This is a genomic window from Microbacterium sp. LS_15 (genome assembly GCF_041954735.1).
Lineage (GTDB): Bacteria > Actinomycetota > Actinomycetes > Actinomycetales > Microbacteriaceae > Microbacterium.
In genome coordinates this window covers 118,753-138,410 of record NZ_JAVAYD010000003.1, presented here as the reverse complement: position 1 = coordinate 138,410, position 19,658 = coordinate 118,753, and the positions used below count along the sequence as shown (strand labels likewise).

Annotated in this window: 14 protein-coding genes; 6 read left to right on the top strand and 8 right to left on the bottom strand. The window is 71.1% G+C overall.

Features of this window, described 5'->3' with window-relative positions; translation table 11 throughout:
* Positions 1-8 precede the first annotated feature (8 nt).
* Positions 9-1,832 carry an HSP90 family protein gene (locus RAC69_RS06480; protein ID WP_375085970.1) on the top strand — a complete coding sequence of 608 codons (1,824 nt, stop codon included), beginning with the start codon at positions 9-11 and terminating at the stop codon, positions 1,830-1,832.
* Positions 1,833-1,920: 88 nt separating this feature from the next.
* Positions 1,921-4,719, top strand: a complete 2,799-nt coding sequence (locus RAC69_RS06475; RefSeq protein ID WP_375085969.1) for a hypothetical protein — start codon at positions 1,921-1,923, stop codon at positions 4,717-4,719.
* A 101-nt stretch (positions 4,720-4,820) separates the two neighbouring features.
* Here RAC69_RS06475 and poxB read toward each other — a convergent pair whose 3' ends face one another.
* Positions 4,821-6,545: a ubiquinone-dependent pyruvate dehydrogenase gene (poxB, locus tag RAC69_RS06470; RefSeq protein ID WP_375085967.1), complete on the bottom strand. Its 1,725-nt coding sequence runs from the start codon at positions 6,543-6,545 to the stop codon at positions 4,821-4,823.
* A gap of 127 nt (positions 6,546-6,672) precedes the next feature.
* Here poxB and RAC69_RS06465 point away from each other — a divergent pair, with 127 nt between their 5' ends.
* The 3 genes from RAC69_RS06465 to RAC69_RS06455 all read left to right on the top strand — a co-directional run bounded on the left by RAC69_RS06465 (position 6,673) and on the right by RAC69_RS06455 (position 9,155).
* Positions 6,673-7,329 carry a DedA family protein gene (locus tag RAC69_RS06465; RefSeq protein ID WP_375085966.1) on the top strand — a complete coding sequence of 219 codons (657 nt, stop codon included), beginning with the start codon at positions 6,673-6,675 and terminating at the stop codon, positions 7,327-7,329.
* A 69-nt stretch (positions 7,330-7,398) separates the two neighbouring features.
* Complete coding sequence (locus tag RAC69_RS06460) at positions 7,399-8,508, top strand: sensor histidine kinase (RefSeq protein WP_375085964.1); 1,110 nt, start codon at positions 7,399-7,401, stop codon at positions 8,506-8,508.
* Positions 8,499-9,155, top strand: a complete 657-nt coding sequence (locus RAC69_RS06455; RefSeq protein ID WP_375085962.1) for a response regulator — start codon at positions 8,499-8,501, stop codon at positions 9,153-9,155. Before RAC69_RS06460 ends, RAC69_RS06455 begins: the two co-directional genes overlap by 10 nt.
* A gap of 61 nt (positions 9,156-9,216) precedes the next feature.
* On the opposite strand, the gene RAC69_RS06450 is transcribed toward RAC69_RS06455, so the two are convergent.
* The 6 genes from RAC69_RS06450 to gabT all read right to left on the bottom strand — a co-directional run bounded on the left by RAC69_RS06450 (position 9,217) and on the right by gabT (position 17,383).
* Positions 9,217-10,581, bottom strand: a complete 1,365-nt coding sequence (locus RAC69_RS06450; RefSeq protein WP_375085960.1) for an NAD-dependent succinate-semialdehyde dehydrogenase — start codon at positions 10,579-10,581, stop codon at positions 9,217-9,219.
* Positions 10,582-10,604: 23 nt separating this feature from the next.
* On the bottom strand, positions 10,605-12,071 hold the full coding sequence (locus RAC69_RS06445) for an NAD-dependent succinate-semialdehyde dehydrogenase (RefSeq protein ID WP_375085958.1): 1,467 nt from the start codon (positions 12,069-12,071) through the stop codon (positions 10,605-10,607).
* 40 nt (positions 12,072-12,111) lie between these two features.
* Entirely contained in the window at positions 12,112-13,656 is a 1,545-nt protein-coding gene (locus RAC69_RS06440; protein WP_375085956.1) for an APC family permease, read from the bottom strand.
* Entirely contained in the window at positions 13,656-14,540 is an 885-nt protein-coding gene (locus RAC69_RS06435; protein ID WP_375085955.1) for a universal stress protein, read from the bottom strand. Before RAC69_RS06435 ends, RAC69_RS06440 begins: the two co-directional genes overlap by 1 nt.
* A complete protein-coding gene (locus RAC69_RS06430) occupies positions 14,540-15,922 on the bottom strand; it encodes a flavin monoamine oxidase family protein (protein WP_375085953.1) in 1,383 nt (460 codons plus the stop codon). The genes RAC69_RS06435 and RAC69_RS06430 overlap by 1 nt, the downstream gene beginning before the upstream one ends.
* Before the next feature lie 99 nt (positions 15,923-16,021).
* Positions 16,022-17,383 carry a 4-aminobutyrate--2-oxoglutarate transaminase gene (gene gabT, locus RAC69_RS06425; RefSeq protein WP_375085951.1) on the bottom strand — a complete coding sequence of 454 codons (1,362 nt, stop codon included), beginning with the start codon at positions 17,381-17,383 and terminating at the stop codon, positions 16,022-16,024.
* Between the two features lie 106 nt (positions 17,384-17,489).
* Here gabT and RAC69_RS06420 point away from each other — a divergent pair, with 106 nt between their 5' ends.
* Entirely contained in the window at positions 17,490-18,998 is a 1,509-nt protein-coding gene (locus tag RAC69_RS06420) for a PucR family transcriptional regulator (protein WP_375085949.1), read from the top strand.
* A 31-nt stretch (positions 18,999-19,029) separates the two neighbouring features.
* On the opposite strand, the gene RAC69_RS06415 is transcribed toward RAC69_RS06420, so the two are convergent.
* Positions 19,030-19,656 carry a TetR/AcrR family transcriptional regulator gene (locus RAC69_RS06415; RefSeq protein WP_375085947.1) on the bottom strand — a complete coding sequence of 209 codons (627 nt, stop codon included), beginning with the start codon at positions 19,654-19,656 and terminating at the stop codon, positions 19,030-19,032.
* Between the last annotated feature and the right edge of the window lie 2 nt (positions 19,657-19,658).

Here is a 19,658-nt window from a genome sequence, read left to right as displayed (position 1 = left end):
GGGATGCGGTGAGCTCTGACGTGCAGCAGTTCCAGGTGGATCTGCGCGGGGTCGTCGACCTCCTCAGTCGGCACATCTACTCGAGTCCTCGGGTGTACCTGCGTGAGCTGCTGCAGAACGCGAGGGACGCCGTCACGGCCCGCCGGGAGCTCGACGGCACCGGCGGGAGCATCCGCATCACCCCGCTCACCGACGAGAGCGGCGAGTTCGTGCTGCGCGACGACGGCATCGGACTGACCGCGGCGGAGGTCGCCGACCTGCTCGCGACGGTCGGCCGCAGCTCGAAGCGCGACATCTTCGACATGCCCCGCAGCGACTACCTCGGCCAGTTCGGCATCGGGCTGCTCAGCTGCTTCATGGTCGCCGACACCATCGTCATCCGCTCGCGGAGCGCGAAGGGCACACCGGCCGTCGAGTGGACCGGCAGCGCGGACGGCACGTTCCGGGTGACCGAGATCGACGACGAGCTGCCGATCGGCACGAGCGTGCACCTCGCGCCGCGGTTCGACGCCGACGAGCTGCTGCGCCCCGCCGCCGTGCGGGAGCTGGCGACCGCCTTCGCGGAGTTCCTGCCGGTGCGCGTCACGATCGACGCCCCCGGCGGTGACGTCGACATCACGAGGGCGGCTCCGTTCCTCGACGCGGCGACCTACCCCGAGGCCGCCGTGCAGTACGGACGCGACCTGCTCGGCGCCGCACCCCTCGACGTGATCGAGATCGGCGAGCCCGCGACCGGCACCCGCGGCCTCGCGTACGTCCTCCCCTACGCGCCCCCTCCCGGCGCTCGGCAGGCGACCCGCATGTACCTCGGCCGGATGCTGCTGTCGGAGCGTGCCGACGACGTGCTGCCCGACTGGGCCTTCTTCGTCAGGGCCGTCGTCGACTCGACGGGCCTGGCGCCGACGGCGAGCCGCGAGTCGCTCGTCGATGACACCGCGCTGGAGCACGTGCGCGAGCAGCTCGGCGCCGGCATCCGCCGCTGGGTGCTCGATCTCGGGCTCCGAGAGCCCCACCGCCTCGCCCAGTTCGTCGCCGTCCACGAGGTCGGCCTGAAATCGCTGGTGCGCCACGACGAGGAGCTCGCCCGCTTCATCACCCAATGGCTCACGCTCGAGACGACCCACGGGACCCTGCGCATCGGCGACCTCGTCGAGCGCTTCCCGCACATCCGATTCGCGCAGACCGTCGACGAGTTCCGGCAGGTCGCCGGCATCTCCCCCGCGTCCGAGGTGCTCGTCAACGGCGGCTACCTGTACGACGCCGACCTCGTGCGCATGCTGCCTGAGCTGTATCCGCAGGTGTCCGTCGAGCTCGTCGACGTGGGCGGGGAGCTCGACCGCCTCGACCCTCCCCCGCTCGACGATCGCGACGCCGCGGTCGCGCTGGAAGCCCGTGCGGGCGGGGTGCTCGCGGCATCCGACTGCTCCGTGACCGTGCGATCGATCGATCAGCCGGAACTCGCCGCGCTGTACGTCGCCGACCCCGAGGTGCTCCGCCGCCTCGACCGTGGTCGCACCAAGGGCTTCACCGGCGCGCTGTGGGGCGGCGTGCTGGACCGCATCGACGCCACCCTGTCGGCATCCCGCGATGACGACCTCAGCGCCCGCCTCTGCCTCAACTGGTCGAACCGCGTCGTGCGCGCTCTCGTGCGGGTGCAGGACGATGCGGTCTTCGCCCGCACCGTGCAGCTGCTGTACATCCAGGCGCTGCTCGCCGGCCACCACCCGCTCTCCGACGCGGATCGGGCGCTGATGACCACCGCGCTCAGCGACCTCGTCTCGCTCTCCGCCGGGATCGAGGGAGACGCAGTCCCCTTCGACGACGTCGTCTGAGCCTCCGTCCGTCGTCACCGACCCGTCCGTCCGTCGTCACCGACCCGTCCGTCCGTCGTCACCGACCCGTCCGCATGAAGGGGCCACCATGGCACGTCCGCAGAAGCGCTTCCGGCAGCTCATCGAAGAGATCGACCGCACCCCGTGGGGGCCAGCCGAGCAGGCGCTCGTCGCGGAGGCCGTCGCCCTCGCCGTCGAGCTCGGCGACGAGCGCCTCGAGTACGAGGCTCGGATGCGGCAGACGGCGTCGGCGAACATGAACGGCGCCACCGACGTGATGCTGAACTCCTTCGCGTGGTGCCTCGCCAGGCACGACGCCGACCCGCAGCGGTTCCCCGCGGACCTCGACTATGGCGGCGCCGACCTCATGTGGCAGTTCAAGTGGATGGCGTCGGCCCTCCGGTCGTCTCCGGCGTTCTCCGGCGAGCAGATCGCCGCGGTGCTCGACGACATGGAGACCCACTACCGCGCGGGCGGCCTCGGCCTCAGCGGCGTGCTCACCGCGCGCTTCGAGGACGCGTGGGACGCCGGAAGGATGGACGACGCGGAGGCCCTGCGCGTGCGCCTTGAGGCCACGCCCCGCGACGAGCACAGCCACTGCGACGCGTGCGGACGCAGCCAGTTCGCTGGATTCTTCGCGGAGACGGATCGGGATGCCGAGGCGATCCGACTCGTCGAGGAGATGCTCGAGGGCGGCTACTCGTGCGGTGAGGAACCGGAGCACGCCCTGTCGCGCGTGCTCCTGCCCTACCTGCGCGCAGGCCGCTTCGACGAGGCGAAGAGCGCCCACCTGCGCAGCTACCGCCTCGCGAAGGACAACCCCGACAACCTGCGCATCGTCGCGAACAACCTCGTGTTCGCCGCGATCACCGGCAACGAGGCCCGCGCCCTCGCCCTCGTGGAGCGCCACATCGGCTGGCTCGCGCATGACGGTCTCAACGTCGACGCCCACTTCGCCGCGCTGGGCGCGATCGCCTTCGCGCTCGACCGGGTCACGCTCGCGGGGCACGGCGACACCCCCGTGCGCGGGGCGGAGACCCCGGCGCTGGAGTCGTTCTTCGGACCGCACGAGGGTTCGTGGAGCGCCGCCGATCTCGCCGCGACGGCATGGGTCGCCGCCGAGCGCATCGGCGCGGACTTCGACCGCCGCGACGGCAGCGACGGCCACGCGCGCAGCATCGCACGGCTCCGCGCGCTCGAGGGCGAGCGGTACGACGTGCCGATCCGGTCGGACGCGTTCGTCGCGACCGCCGATGCGGTGACCCCGACGGATGCCGACGGCTGGTTCGACCGCGCCATGGACCTCGCGCAGTTCGGCGCAGAGCACGAGACGCTGCAGGCTCTGCCGAAGGCGCTGGCCGTCGAGGATCCGGCGAAGGTCGCACAGCTCATGTCGATGCGCCTCGGCATCCTCGTCGCCCTCGACCGCGCGGACGAGGCAGCCGACCTCCTGCCCGCCCGCATCGAGGCGCTGCGGGCGGCCGGACGCGACGAGCAGGCCGATCTCGAGCAGCGCCTGGGCCTCGCGACCTTCGGTCTGAACACTCCCGAGACGGTGGCCTCGCTCGAGGACGCCCTTGCGGCATCCGACGCCCTTCCCGCCTGGTCGCGCGGCGACCTGGCGATCAGCCGCGCCTCCCTGCACATGCACGCCGAGGAACCGGACGCCGCGCTCGATCTCGCCGAACGCGCGGCACGGGCGTTCGCCGAGGCCGGCGACGCACGGCTGTCGAACACGACGACCCTCATCGCGATCGCGGCCGTGCTGCAGAAGGGCGACACGGAGGCGGCGACGGCCCTGCTCGATCGCCTCCTCGCGCAGGACGACCTGAGCGACGGCCACCGTGCGCAGGCGCTGCAGACCCGCGCCCGCGTGCGCGGCGGGCAGGAGGCGTTCGTGGAGGGCGCGGCGGATGCCGATGAGGCGTGCCGCCTGCTCGCCGCGCTCGGCGCCACACGAGCGCTGGGTACCGCGCACCTGCTCGCCGGTGCGCTCTGGGAGGACGCCGGCGAGCCGCAGAAGGCCGTGGCGCGCTATCGGGTGACGTCTCGCATCGCCGCGCAGGAGGGCGGCGATCAGGTGGCGGCGGACTTCCGGCTCGCGCGCGCCATGCTCGCGCAGGGCGACGCCCCCGAGGCCGCCGAGCTCTTCGGTCAGGTGCTCGAACGCGAGGAGCAGGCCGAGGTGCATGCGGCATCCCGAGGCATGACCGCGTCGCTGCTGGCTCGCGCACTGGCGGGCGCCGGCGAGTTCGGCCAGGCCGTCGGCGCCTACGGGTACGCGGCCGAGCTGTTCGGCGAGGGCGAGGAGCCGGCCGATCAGGCCGTCTCGCTCACCGAGCGCGCCAAGATCCTCGCCCGCTTCGACGAGCACGACGCCGCGATCGCCGACCTCGAGTCCGCGGCCGAGATCGTCCGGGCCGTGCCCGACGCCGTCGGCGCACGGGTCGAGGTGCTGCACAACCTCGGGCAGGCGTACGGGGCTCAGCAGGACGAACGAGCCTTCCCGATGCTCGACGAGGTCGCCGCGCTGGCCGGGGAGCACGACGCGGGCTGGCTGCTCGCCGACGTCACCGACTCCCGCGCCCGTGCGCTCGCCTCGTTCGGCCGCACCGATGAGGCCGTGTCGTCGGCCCTGACGGCCGCCGACGGCTTCGCGGAGCTCGGCGACCTCGGCTCGGCAGGCGGCTCGGAGCTCTTCGCCGCGCGACTGCTCGCCTCGAACGAGCGCTCAGAGGATGCCGTGGCGATCTACCGCACGGTCATCGAGCACGCCGCGGGGCACCCGCCCCTTCTGCAGGTCGCCGCGCTCGAGCTCGGCGACGTGCTCGAGGGACTCGGGCGTCACGCGGAGGCCGCCGAGGTGCGGGCCCGGCTCGACGGCTGAGCCTCGGGGCGCGCTGCTGTCGCAGAAGTACGCTCGCGTCGCACGTTCTCACGGGAGTCGTGCGACGCGGGCGCATTCCTGCGACGCAGCGCGCGCAGGACTCAGAGGAACTGACGCCAATTGGCCCTGGCGAGGTCGAGCAGCTCGTCGCCCCGGCCCGACATGACCGTGCGGATGGCGTACAGGGCGAAGCCCTTGACCTGCGCGGCCTCGATCGCGGGCGGCATCGAGAGCTCCTGGCGTTCGGTCACCACGTCGAGCAGAGCGGGGCCATCGTGCGCGAGCACCTCGCGCACGGCATCCGGCAGATCCTCGCTGTTCTCGACGCGGCGGGCGAAGATGCCCATGGCCTCGGCGATCGCGGCGAAGCTCGGGTTGTCGAGGCCGGTGCCGTAATTGACGAACCCGGCGGCCTTCATCTCCAGCTCGACGAAGTTCAGCGAGGAGTTGTTCACCACGACCGTCTTCACCGGCAGCCCGTTCTGGGTGACGGTGAGCAGCTCGCCGAGCATCATCGCCAGACCGCCGTCCCCGGCGAGCGCGACCACCTGGCGGTCCGGGTGCGACACCTGCGCTCCGATGCCGTGCAGCAGGGCGTTGGCCATGGATCCGTGCGTGAACGATCCGATCAGGCGGCGCCCCTCGGTCATCGACAGGTAGCGCGCGGCCCACACGGTGGGCGAACCGACGTCGGCGGTGAAGATCGCGTCATCCGTCGCCTGCTCGTCGAGCACGCGGGCGAGGTACTGCGGGTGGATCGGGCGCCCCTTCTTGGTGGGCGTCGCGAGGTCGTCGAGCTTCGCGCGGGTCTTGCGGTAGTGCGCGACCGCGTCGTCGAGGTGCCCGCGGTCGGTCTTCGCGGCGAGTCGCGGCAGCAGGGCGTCGACCGTCGCCCGCACGTCGCCGACGAGGCCCAGATCGAGCGGATGCCGCTTGCCGAGCTGCGATCCGCGGATGTCGACCTGGATCGTGGTCGCGTGCTCCGGGTAGAACTGCTCGTAGGGGAAGTCGCTGCCGAGCACGAGCAGGGTGTCGGCCGCCTCCATCGCGCGGTACCCCGACGCGAAGCCCAGCAGTCCCGTCATGCCCACGTCGAACGGGTTGTCGTACTCGATGAACTCCTTGCCGCGCAGAGCGTGCACGATCGGAGCACCGAGCCGGTCGGCCAGCGCGACGACCTCGTCGTGCGCGCCCTCGACCCCCGCTCCGGCGAGGATCGTCGTCCTGGACGAGGCGTTCAACAGCGCGGCCGCGCGCTCGAGCTCGTCGGGGCTCGGCGTCACCACGGGGCGCGTGCGCTCGATCACCACGGCGCGGTCGTCGGCGATGTCGGCGAGTGCGACGTCGCCGGGGATCACGAGCACCGCGACCCCGCGTTGCTCGATGGCCGCGCGCATCGCGATCTCGAGCAGACGGGGCATCTGCCGCGAGTCGGCGACGTACTCGACGTACACGCTGCACTCGCGGAACAGCTCCTGCGGGTGCGTCTCCTGGAAGTACCCCGTGCCGATCTCGTTCGTCGGGATGTGAGCGGCGATCGCGAGCACGGGCACGCGCGAGCGGTTGGCGTCGTAGAGGCCGTTGATGAGGTGCAGGTTCCCGGGACCGCAGGAGCCGGCGACCACCGCCAGGTCGCCGGTGAGCGCGGCATCCGCTGCGGCGGCGAAGGCTGCCGATTCCTCGTGGCGCACGTGGACCCAGCGGATGCTGCCGTCCTTGCGGAGCGCGTCGGTGAAGCCGTTCAGCGAATCGCCCGGGAGTCCGTACACCCGCTCGATCCCGTTGGCTCCCAGTGTCTTGACGATGTTCTCTGCAACCGTGGCCATGCTTCGACCCTACGCCCGCGTGGTGGGCCCAGGGCCAGTGGGCAGCGCCCCGGTTTCCGGTTTTCCGCACCTCGACGGAGGGGCAGCCGCAGTGACGGCATCCGTCCTGCTCCGTAGCGTCGATGGCATGGACGCTTCCGAGGGTTTGGGCCTGTTCGCGGACTGGGCGATCGCGCTCATGGAGACGCTCGGCAGCGTCGGCGCCGGCGTCGCCGTGGCGATCGAGAACCTGTTCCCGCCGATCCCCAGCGAGGTGATCCTGCCGCTCGCCGGGTTCACCGCCAGCCAGGGCTCGATCGTGCTGTGGGAGGTGCTGGTCTGGACGACGGTGGGCTCGGTCGTCGGCGCGCTCGCGCTGTACGGCATCGGCGCCTGGCTCGGCCCCGCGCGTCTGCGCCGGATCGTCGACCGGATGCCCCTCATGAAGGTCAGCGACGTCGATCGCGCCGAGGCGTGGTTCGCGAAGCACGGCTCGAAGGCGGTGTTCTTCGGTCGCATGATCCCGATCTTCCGCAGCCTCATCTCGATCCCCGCGGGGATCCAGCGGATGCCGCTGCTGCGCTTCACGCTCCTGACGGCGGCCGGCAGCGCGATCTGGAACACGATGTTCGTGATGGCGGGGTTCCTGCTCGGCGAGCGGTGGCACCTCATCGAGCAGTACGCCGACGGTCTGCAGCTCGTCGTGGTCGCTGCGGTCATCGCCGCCGTGTCGCTCTTCGTCGTGCTGCGCGTGCGGCAGCGGGTGCAGGCCCCTCCCGCCGCCCCCGTCGAATCGCGCAAATGACGGTTTTCGGCCCCCGAGAGTTGCCAGTCACGCGATTCGAAAGCGCCGCCTGACCGGCACAATGGACTCATGACGTCCCGGCCGATCGTGCGCGATGTGCTGCGGATGCTGGGCGGCACCGCCGCCGGGATCGCGATGCTCCCCTCGGCGCTCGTCGCGGTCGTGACGACACCGCGTGGCCCGGCGCCGACGGTGCTCGACGCTCTCGCCGCCCGCCTCTCGTGGGTCGACGGCATCCCCCGTCGTGTCCCGCCTCCTGCGCGGCGCATCCGCGGGCTGCTCGCCCTGTCGGCGCTGCTGCAGCTCGTCGTGCTGTGCATCCTCGTGCTGATGGTCGCGGGCGTCGTGGTCGGCGTCCAGATGCTCATCGCGGCGGCGACCGGCGGTCCCGTGGCCCTGTTCAGCGCCCGCCCTGGACGCGTGACCTGGGCGACGGTCGGACTCTTCGTCGTACCGGGGCTCGTGCTGCTGTTCCTCGCGCTCTCGGGCCTCGGCGGCATCGCGTGGCTCGAACGGCGTGTCTGGGACGCGTTCCAGCGGCCGGGTGCCGGCGAGCTGTCGCAGGAGGTGGTACGGCTGCACGCCACGCTCGACGAGGTCGTCGATGCGGTCGATGCGGAACGGCGGCGGATCGAACGCGACATCCACGACGGCGTGCAGCAGCGAGTGGTGGCGCTGTCGATCCTGCTCGCGCGGGTGGAGCGCTCCGATCCCGCCGAGGGTGCGGCCCTGCTGCGCACCGCGCGCGACGAGACCCAGCACGTCCTCGACGATCTGCGCGACGTGGCCTGGCGGACGTATCCCGAGATGCTGCAGCGGGACGGACTCGCGGTGGCCCTGCGCGCCCTGCGCGACCGCGTGGCCATGCCCGTGCACCTCGATGTCGAGGCGGCGCCGATCGCCGATCGGGCGGCCGAGACCGCTGCCTACTTCGTCGCGAGCGAGGCGGTGACGAACGCGATCAAGCACGCGGATGCCGCATCGATCACGATCCGCGTGCGCAGCGGCGACGGGCTGCTGTCGGTCAGCGTCGAGGACGACGGCGTCGGCGGGGCGGATGCCGCAGGCACCGGGCTCTCCGGGATCGCGTCGCGGGTGGCAGCCCGCGACGGTCAGCTGCGGGTGCACAGCCCGGTCGGCGGCCCGACCGTGGTCGAGGCGGTGATCCCGTGCGGATAGCCATCGCCGAGGATTCGACGCTGCTCCGTGAGGGCATCGCGCAGCTTCTCGTCGCCGAGGGGCACGTCGTGACGGCATCCGTCGGCGATGCCGACGCCCTCCTCGCCGCCATCGCGGCGGACGAGCCCGACCTCGTGATCGCCGACGTGCGCATGCCGCCGGAGTTCGTCGACGAGGGCATCCGTGCGGCTCTCCGCATCCGCCGCGACCACCCCGGTGTCGCGGTGCTCGTGCTCTCGCAGCACGTCGAGCGCCGCTATGCGAGCGAGCTGCTGCTCGACGGCCGCGGCGGGGTCGGGTACTTGCTGAAGGACCGTGTGTCCGACATCGCCGGCTTCCTCGACGCGATCGTGCGGATCGCCGACGGCGGGGTCGCGTTCGACCCCGAGGTGATCAGTCGTCTCATCGCCGACCGGTTGGGCCCCGGTCAGCGCATGGGCGAGCTCAGCGAGCGCGAGGCCGCGGTGCTCGAGCTCATCGCGGAGGGCCACAGCAACGCCGGCATCGCCGAGCGGCTGTACATGAGTCAGAGCGGCGTCGAGAAGCACATCAACACGATCTTCACGAAGCTCGGAGTCGCGTCGGGGTCGGCCGTCAACCGCCGCGTACTCGCGGTGCTCGCCTACCTCGACCTCGCAGACGGATGAGACCTCGCGGACGGTAAGAGGGAGGGGCGGATGCCGCAGCATCCGCCCCTCTCCGTCCGCGTCAGCCGATGCGGATCAGCTTCTTGTTGACGAACTCGTCGGCGGCGAGGTGACCGAGCTCGCGGGCGGTGCCGCTGCGCTTGATGCCGCCGAACGGCAGCTCGGGGCTGTCGGCGAGCACGAGGTTGACGTAGACCATGCCGGCCTCGATGCGGTCGGCGACCCGCTCCGCCTGCTCGGCGTCGGTCGTGAACACGTACGAGCCGAGGCCGAAGGTGGTGTCGTTCGCGAGTGCGATCGCCGCGTCCTCGTCGGCGACGCGGTACACGACCGCCGCGGGGCCGAAGAGCTCCTCGCGGTACACGTTCATCTCGGGCGTGACGTCGGCGAGCACGGTCGGCGCGAAGAACGCCCCGTCGCGCGTGCCGCCGGTCAGCAGCGTCGCGCCCTGCTCGACGGCCGTGTCGATCTGCTTCTGCAGGTTCTCGGCCGCGGTCTCGGAGGAGACGGGGCCCAGCACGGTGTCGTCGAGCATGGGGTCGGTCGCTTCGACCGCCGCCATCGCCGCGGTGAACTTCTCCACGAACGCGTCGTACAGGTCGTCGACGATGATGAACCGCTTGGCGCCGTTGCACGCCTGGCCGTTGTTGTCGAGGCGGGCATCGACGCCCGCCTGCACGGTGGCATCCAGGTCGTCGGTCGACAGCACGATGAACGGGTCGGATCCGCCGAGCTCCAGGGCGACCTTCTTCAGGTTGCGACCGGCGATCTCGGCGACGGCGGCACCGGCGCGCTCCGAGCCCGTGAGGGACACGCCCTGCACGCGCGGGTCCGCGATCATCGTCGCGATCTGCTCGTTCGTGGCGAGCACGTTCTGGTACGCGCCCTCCGGGAAGCCCGCGTCGCGGTAGATCTCGGCGATCGCGTTCGACGACTCCGGGCACTGCGGTGCGGGCTTCAGCAGGATCGTGTTGCCGACGATGAGGTTCGGAGCCGCGAAGCGCACGATCTGGTACGCAGGGAAGTTCCACGGCATGATGCCGACGAGCGGTCCGAGCGACGAGCGGCGGATGATCGCCGAGCCGTCTCCGAGGATGTCGATCGGCTGATCGGCCATGATGGCCTCGGCCTGGTCGGCGTAGTACTCGGCGATGTCGGCCGCGAAGTCGACCTCTCCGAGCGCGGCCTCGTGCGGCTTGCCCATCTCGCGCACGAACACGTCGGCGAGCTCCTCGCGGCGCTCGCGGTGCAGCTCCGCCATGCGGCGGATGAGCGCGGCACGCTCGGCCACGGTCGACGAGCGCGACCATTCGCGGTGCGCGGTGTCGGCGGCCGCGACGGCCTCCTCGATCTGCGCATCCGTGAACGTGTCGAAGGACTTCAGCGTCTCCCCGGTGGCGGGGTTGATGACGGCGTAGTCGGTCATGGTTTCGTCCTCCTTCGGCTCGGTCAGGAGACCGGGATCAGGGTGTACTTGGTGGACAGGTACTCGTGGATGCCCTCGAAGCCGCCCTCGCGGCCGACACCCGACTGCTTGACGCCGCCGAAGGGGGCTGCCGCGTTCGAGACCACGCCCACGTTGAGACCCATCATGCCGGTCTCGAGGCCGTCGATCATGCGCTGACCGCGCTGCAGGTTCTCGGTGAACACGTACGACACGAGTCCGTACTCGGTGTCGTTGGCGAGGCGCACGGCCTCCTCCTCGGTGGCGAAGGTGGAGATCGCGAGCACGGGGCCGAAGATCTCCTCGCGGAGGATCGCCGATCCGGGCACGACGTCGGTGAGCACGGTGGGCTCGTAGTACGTGCCGACGCCCTCGAGCGCCTTGCCGCCCGCGAGCAGCGTCGCGCCGCGGTCGACGGCGTCATCGACGAGCTCGCCGGCCTTGGCCACGGCATCCGCGTCGATGAGCGGTCCGATCGCGACGCCCTCTTCCGTGCCCCGGCCGATCTTCATCGCGGAGACGCGCTCGGTGACGCGCTTCGCGAACTCGTCGGCCACGTCCTGGTGCACGATGAACCGGTTGGCGGCCGTGCAGGCCTGGCCGATGTTGCGGAACTTCGCGGCGAGGGCCCCGTCGACCGCCTTGTCGAGGTCGGCGTCGTCGAAGACGACGAACGGCGCGTTGCCGCCGAGCTCCATCGAGACGCGCAGCACGCCCTCGGCGGCCTGGGCGATGAGCTTGCGCCCCACCTCGGTCGAGCCCGTGAACGACAGCTTGCGCAGACGGGGGTCGGCGATGATCGGACCGGACAGCGCCGAGGACTTCGACGTCTGCACGACGTTGACGACGCCCTTGGGGAGTCCTGCCTTCTCGAGCAGCGAGGTGAAGAAGATGGTCGTGAGGGGCGTGAGAGCCGGCGGCTTGATGACGACGGTGCAACCGGCGGCGAGGGCGGGTGCGATTTTGCGGGTCGCCATCGCGAACGGGAAGTTCCACGGCGTCACGAAGAACGACGGGCCCACGGGACGCTGCGAGACGACCATGTGGCCGGTGCCCTCGGGGTTGATGCCGTAGCGGCCGCTGATGCGCACCGCCTCCTCGCTGAACCAGCGCAGGAACTCGCCTCCGTAGACGACCTCGCCGCGGGCCTCGGCGAGCGGCTTGCCCATCTCGAGGGTCATGAGCAGCGCGAGGTCCTCCTTGTGCTCCTGCACGAGGTCGAACGCCGTGCGGAGGATCTCGCTGCGGGTGCGCGGCGCGGTGGCCGCCCACGCGTCCTGCGCGGCCACGGCCGCATCGAGGGCCCGGATGCCGTCGGCCGGCGTCGCGTCGGCGATCGTGCGGATCACGTCGCCCGTCGACGGGTCCTTGACGTCGAAGGTCGCGCCGGTCTCTCCGTCGATCCACTCGCCGCCGATGAAGAGGCCGGTGGGGATGCTGTCGAGCAGCGCCTGCTCTGTCTGAGTGCTCATGGGTTCTCTCTCTGTGAGACGGGATATGGGGGTTCGAGGATCAGCGACGGCGGAGGCTCGGCGGGGCGTCGGCGGTGAGGGTCTCGCCGCGGAAGAACGCCGGGCGCCTGACGGCCTGCCAGATCATCACCGCGATGCCGATGACGATGATGCCGACGCCGAGCACGAACACGAGCCCGACGCCGCCGATGCTCGAGCCGCTGCCGTAGGCGGGGTCCATGGAGTCGACGAGCGTCGTGACGAACAGCACGGCGAGGATCGCTCCGCCGACCAGCGGGAACAGGAACGTGAAGAAGAAGCTGCGCGTCGAGTCGAACCACTGGCGACGGAAGTACCAGACGCACGCGAACGCGGTGAGGCCGTAGTAGAAGCAGATCATCATGCCGAGCGACAGGATCGTGTCGGTGAGCACGTTCTCGCTGACGAGTCGCATCACGGCGTAGAACACCGAGGCGACGACCGCCGACACGATCGTGGAGTAGCCCGGGGTGAAGAACCGCGGGCTGACCTTCGCGAACTTCTTGGGCAGCGCGCCGTAGTGACCCATCGCGAGCAGGGTGCGCGCGGGGCCGACGGCGGTGGACTGCAGCGACGCCGCCGAGCTCGACAGCACCGCCAGCGACACGAGGAACGCGAGCGGCCCGAGGATCGGGTCGGAGAGCGCGAAGAACACGTTGGCGCTGATGTCCTCGTTCGCGAGCCCGAGGTTGCCGTCGCCGACACCCGCGAACATGATGAGGCCGATCGCGAGGAGCAGGTACAGGCTGACCACGACGAACACGGTGACCATGGCCGCCCGACCGGGCGTCTTCGCCGGATCCTTGGTCTCTTCGTTCATGGTGAGCACGACGTCCCAGCCCCAGAAGATGAAGATCGACAGCGAGAGCCCGGCGGCGAAGGCGCTGAACGTGGGCACTTCGAACGGGTTGAACCACGACCACGAGAACGCGGTGGGGTCGGGGGCGTCGCCCGACACGGCCTTCACGATCGCGACGACCGCGAATACGACGAGCACGAGCACCTGGAACCCGACCAGGATGTACTGGAACTTCTGCGTGGTCTGCATGTCGCGGTACGACACGAGCGTCGCCCCGAGCATGAAGAGCAGACAGACGACGACGTTGATGAACGGGTTGAACGCCAGGTCTGCGATGTCGGGGTTGCCCGAGATCTGCGAGATCAGCAGGAACAGGAACTCCACGGCGATGCCGGCGAGGTTCGACAGCACGATGACGGTGGCGGCGATCAGGCCCCACCCCGTCATCCACCCGATCCACGGGCCGAAGGCGCGTACGCCCCACGTGAACGAGGTGCCGGAGTCTGGCATCTCGCGGTTGAGCTCGCGGTATCCGAACGCCGTGAGGAGCATCGGGATGAAGCCGACGAGGATGATCGCCGGGACCTGCGTGCCGACGACCGCGACGGTCGGACCCAACGAGGCGGTGAGCGTGTAGGCGGGCGCGATGGTCGAGACGCCGATGACCACGGCGCCGATCACGCCGACGGTGCCGACGCTGAGGCCCTTCTGAGAGATGCCGGTCGTCACACCGGATGCGGGCTCCGTCGCCCGGTTCGAGCTGCTCATCAGCGGACTCCTGCTTCGGTGCGCGTACGCGGGACGACGATCATGGGGACGGGCAGCTCGTGCAGCATCTTCGCCGCGGTCGAGCCGAGGAAGAGCCGGCGAGGCTGCGCGAGACGGCTCGATCCGACGAGGATCACCTCGCCGGGAAGCCAGGACAGGTGGGCGACCGCATCCTCGACGGTGTCGCCGGGGGCCTCCTCGACCGTGGCGTCGAGCGTGTCGGGCAGCAGCGTCGACGCGACCGCGAGCACGTCGCGGGAGTGCTCGTCGCCCGCGATGCGGATCGACCCCGTGTCGAGACCGGGAGGCACGTCGAAGGGGACGAGCGACACGAGCCTCAGACCGACGTGCGCATCGGCGGCGACCGTCGCCGCCTCGTCGAGGAGGTTCTCCGCGCCGGGACGGGTGCCGACCGCGACCGTCACCCGGGGCAGGACGTGGTCGTCCTCGGTCGAGGTGCCGGCGGGAGCCAGCGCGACGGGGATGGTCGAGGAGTGCAGCAGCTCCGACGCGACGCTGCCGAGACGGTGGCGCCCGAACAGGCTGCCGTTCGCGGCGCCGACGACGATGAGCCGGGCCCCGAACTCCTCGCCGGCGGCGATCAGCCCCTCGGCGAACGACTCCCCGAACCGCACGTGCCCGGTGCGGACGAGCTCCTGCGGCAGACCGGTGACTGCTTCCTCGAGCCACTGCGTGGCCTGACGACGCAGGTGGTCCTCATACGCCCGCTCGGGGGCGACGGCGGCGTTGCGCGTGCCCTCCGAGGGCAGCACGATGACGAGGCGCAGAACGGCGCCGAGGCTGCGAGCCAGTCGAGCGCCCAGCGCGGCGGCGTCCGCTCCGGCATCCGTCGCCGTATACCCGACGACGATCGAGCCGCTCATCAGCCGACCTCGGCCGTCTCGCCCGCATCCCTCGTCGACTCGACGATGTTCGACGCGACGAGATGACCCATGCGGATCGCCCCGTCGACGTGCTGGAAGCCCGCTCCGGCCATGTCGCTGCAGGCGAAGTGGATCGGTCCCACCGGCGTGCGCAGGTCGGCGCCGTACCGGTGCAGGCCGCCCATGTCGAAGCTCGCGGCGTAGGCGCCGCGGGTCCACTCCTCCGTGCCCCAGTCGCTCTCGTAGTAGACGACCGGATTCTTGGCCTCGGGCCCGTAGTAGTGCGACAGCGACTCGAGGATGCGCTCCCTGCGCTCGTCGTCGCTCAGCGCGAACAGGTCGTCGGCGTTCTGGTCGCTGACGAATCCGACGAGGGTGCCCCGCTCGTCGCCGTGGTTCGTGTTGTCGTAGGCCTCATGCGAGAGCTCGTACGGGCTGAACGCGGTGCCGCTGAGGCCCTGCTCGCGCCAGAACGGGGTCTCGTAGACCGCGTGCACCTTGATGACGAAGCCCATCGAGAGGTGCTGGTGCAGCTGGTGCTGGCGACGCGGCAGCGGAGGCACGAACGAGATCCGGTCGTACAGCACGGGTGCGTGCGCGAGGATCGCGAACCGGGCGCGGACCGTGAGCTCATCGGTCGTGGCGGTGACCCCGTCGGCACCCCACTCCAGCGTGCGCACAGGCTGGCCGAGCAGCACGTCGTCGCCGAGACGCTCGGCGAGCAGGATCGGCACCTGCTGCAGCCCGCCGACCACGCGCTTGTCGAGGATGAAGTCGGCGTCGACGAGGTTCGAGTACGAGCCGGCGGACGCCGCCATGAGCAGCGACTGCAGCAGCGAGAACGTGTGCGTCGGCTTCGTGAGCATCGCCGAGCCGGTGGCGAACGCGAGGTTGCGCACCGCTTCGTCGTCGTCGGTCTGCTGGCGCAGCCAGGCATCCCAGGTGACGCTGTCCCACTCCGCGGCCTGCGGGTGCTCCCACGGGCGATCGGGGTCGATCTGTGCCACCATCTCGTCGAGGCGGGCGGTGATCTCGGCGATGACCTTCTCGGTCTCGGCCGAGACGGGGAACATCTCCCCGGTGAACCGGTGCACCTGGCCGTCGGGGCCGACGTACACGCTGTCGCCGTCGCGGTAGCGGCTGTACGTCTCGAGCCCGAGCTCCTCGATCGTGTCCTTGAGCGCGTCCTGGTCGGGCGAGACCCACTGGCCGCCGAGCTCGAGCATGGCGCCGTCGATGACGTCGGTCCACAGACGGCCGCCGACGCGGTCGCGGGCCTCCAGCACGGCGACCGACAGGCCGGCCTTGCGCAGGTCGTTCGCCGCGGTGAGCCCTGCGGCTCCGGCTCCGACGATCAGCACGTCACGGGTGATCTCAGCCATCTGCTTCTCCTTCATGGGAAAGGTTGCCGGCCGCGACTCGAAATCCCCCGATACGAGTCGCGGCCGGACGTGTGTGCCGACCGCCTCAGCGGCCGTGGTTCAGGCGGACGCGAGCGCCTCGGCGATGACGTCGAGACCCTCGTTCAGGAGGTCGTCGCCGATCGACAGCGGCGGCAGGAAGCGGATGACATTGCCGTACGTCCCGCAGGTCAGCACGATCACGCCCTTCGCGATCGCGGCCTTGGCGACGGCGGCCGTGAGCGCGGCGTCCGGAGCCTTGGTCTCGGGATCGACGAACTCGGCCGCGATCATCGCACCGTGTCCGCGGATGTCTCCGATGCGGGGGTCGCCCTGCTGCAGGGTCGTGAGGCGGCGCGTGAGGATCTCGCCGATCTCCCTGGCGCGCTCGATGACGCCGTCGTTCTCGAACACGTCGATCGCGGCGAGCGCGGCGGCGCACGCGATCGGGTTGCCGCCGTACGTGCCGCCGAGGCCGCCGGTGTGCGAGGCGTCCATGATCTCGGCGCGGCCGGTGACGGCGGCGAGGGGCAGACCGCCGGCGATGCCCTTGGCGGTGGTGATCAGGTCGGGCTCGATGCCGAAGATCTCGCTCGCGAACATGTGGCCGGTGCGGGCGAAGCCCGTCTGCACCTCGTCGGCGATGAAGACGACGCCGTTCGCGCGGCACCAGTCGAGGATGGCCGGCAGGAAGCCCTCGGCCGGCACGATGAATCCGCCCTCGCCCTGGATGGGCTCGATGATGACGGCCGCGAGGTTGTCGGCGCCGACCTGCTTCTCGAGCTGCAGGATGACGCGGGCTGCGGCCTCGGGTCCGGAGAGGCCGTCGCGGAACGGGTACGACATGGGCGCGCGGTAGACCTCGGGCGCGAAGGGGCCGAACCCGCTCTTGTACGGCATCGACTTGGCCGTGAGCGCCATGGTGAGGTTGGTGCGGCCGTGGTAGCCGTGGTCGAACGCGACGACGGCCTGGCGGCCCGTGTGCTTGCGGGCGATCTTGATCGCGTTCTCGACGGCCTCGGCGCCGGAGTTGAACAGGGCGCTCTTCTTGGCGAAGTCCCCGGGCGTGAGCCGGTTGAGCGCCTCGGCGACCTGGATGTACGACTCGTACGGCGAGATCATGAAGCAGGTGTGCGTGAACTGGGCGGCCTGGGCGGCGACGGCGGCGGCCACCTTGGGGTGCGCGTTGCCGACCGTCGTCACGGCGATGCCGGATCCGAGGTCGATGAGCGAGTTGCCGTCGGCGTCGACGACGACGCCTCCGCCTGCGGCGACGGCCGCGACCGGCACGGTGTGCCCGACGCCGGCGGGCACGGCCTCGGCCTTGCGGGCGAGGATCTCGGCCGAGCGGGGCCCGGGGAGCTCAGTGACCAGTCGACGCTCCTGGGGGAGGTCGGGTCCGCCGAGGGGAACGGTCGCGGTGTCGGTGTCGAGGAGAGCCATGTCGCGAGCGTACGACCGCGACAGACGTGCCTGCATTCGCCGGACTGTACAATCTGACGAAGGGATTCGCCGCACCGTACATCCCTGTCGAAGCGGAGGGAGCCGGATGGAGATCGCCGACGAACCCACGCTGCAGGCGCTGCTCCGCCGTCGCGATCTGGGTCTGCGACTCGTGTCCGAGCCGCAGGAGCTCCCCGCGGAGGCGCTGGAGAGTCCGCTGCGCTGGGTGCACAGCTCCGACCTCGCCGACCCGACGCCGTTCCTCGCGGAAGACCTCGCCCTGCTGACCACGGGCGTCCAGTTCGACGCCGACACCGGGTTCGACGTGTACGTCGACCGGCTCGCCGACCGCGGCGTGCGCGGACTCGGCTTCGGCACGGAGGTGCATCGAGCCGGGATCCCCGACGAGCTCGTCGTCGCCTGCGCACGCCGAGGGATGCCGCTCTTCGAGGTCCCCTACCGGACGCCGTTCATCGCGGTGGCGCGCGCGCACTCCGAGGCCATCGCCGCGCAGGCGTACGCGCGGCGGTCGTGGGCGCTCGACACGCAGCGCGCCCTCGCCCTCGCCGCTTTGCGTCCTCGGGGGCTCGACGCCACCCTCGCCGAGCTCGGTCGGCGCCTCGGCGTCTGGGTCGGGATGTACGACGCCTCGGGGGCGCTGCAGTCCTCGCATCCCCGAGACGAGCTCCCGAGCGCAGCGCAGGATGTGCTCGCGCAGCACGTCGCCGAGGTGCTGACCCGCGGACTCGAGGCGGGGCAGTCGCTCACTGCCGGCGACCGCTCGTTCATGCTGTTCACGGTCGGACGCGGTGGCCGCCTGCGCGGCGTCATGGCGCTCGGCATCGACGGGCTCGACCCCGAGGCGCGCACGGTCGTGACCTCGGTCATCGCGATGGCGGGACTCGCGCTCGAGCAGAGCGAGCAGCTCGCACGGAGCCGACGCCGCCTGCACTCGCAGCTGCTGTCGTCGTTGCAGGGCGACGACCCCGCGCTCGCTCGTCGGGTGCTCGGCTCGCTGCCGCCCGCCCCGATCGTCGTCGCCGTCGCGGCCGATGCCCCGGCCGGCCCGTTGACCGACTGGTGGGATCGACGCCGGACGGACGAGGGCACCGCCTCCTTCGTCGCCGAGTCCGACGACGGCGTGACGCTGTGCGTGTCGGGCGTCGACGAGGGGCTGCTCGACGAAGTGGCCGAGCGCTTCGCCATCCGCATCGGGGCATCGGGATCGGAGTCGTACGACTCCTTCTCGCGTGCGCACGCGCAGGCCGTCGCGGCGCTGCACCAGCAGTCGGATGCCGGGGTCCACCGCTACGCCGACACGGTGGGCTCCAGCATCCTCAGCGCCCTCGCGACCGACGAGGCGCGTCTGCTCGCGGAATCCCGCCTCGCTCCCCTCCGCGACAGCGACCTCCGCTCGGCAGGCGAACTGGAGCGGACGCTGCGGGTGTGGCTCGAGCACGATGCGAGGGCGGAACCGGCCGCCGCGGCGCTCGGCGTGCACCGGCACACCCTGCGGTCGCGCATCGCCCAGGCCGGGACGCTGCTGGGCGCCGACCTCTCATCCTTCCCCGCACGCGCCGAGCTGTGGGCGCTGCTGCAGACGGCGCGCGACTGAGACGGCTCCGCCGGGTCAGGGCGTGGATCGGTCAGCCGACCGCGTCGGGCGCCGGATGCAGGTACCGCCCCACGAATTCCTCGAACAGGGGCACCATGTCGACGGAGTCGTCGAGCAGCCACTGCAGCTGGATGCCGTCCATCACGGCGCTGATCAGCCTCGCCGCCTGGGCCGGGTCGATGTCCGCGCGCACCTCGCCGGCATCCTGACCCCGGCGGAGGATCTCCTCGGCCTCGGCGGCCCGGTCGCGGTAGCGCGCGGCGAAGTCGGCGTGTGACGGATGATCCGGGTCCGTCGCCTCGGCCGACACGATCGCGTACAGCGAGGTGAGGCCGCGCGAGGTCTGGTTGTAGGCGACGACGCGCGTCGCCTGTTCGAGCAGCGTGTGCTCGGCCGGGTCGCCCGCGGCAGCACGCACCTTCTCGTCGCGCTGGTGCAGCACCTCCGCGAACAGCTCCTCCTTGTCGGCGAAGTGGTGCAGCAGGCCCGCCGGCGTGACGCCGACCCGCTTCGCGATCTCCCGCAGGGATCCGCCGTGGAATCCCGTGCGGGAGAACACCGCGAGCGCTTCGTCGACGATCGCCTGCCGGCGGGCCTGGCCGGCCGCGTAGGGGCCGCGGCGACCGCGTTCCGCGACCGGCTGCTGATCCGTGCTCACTG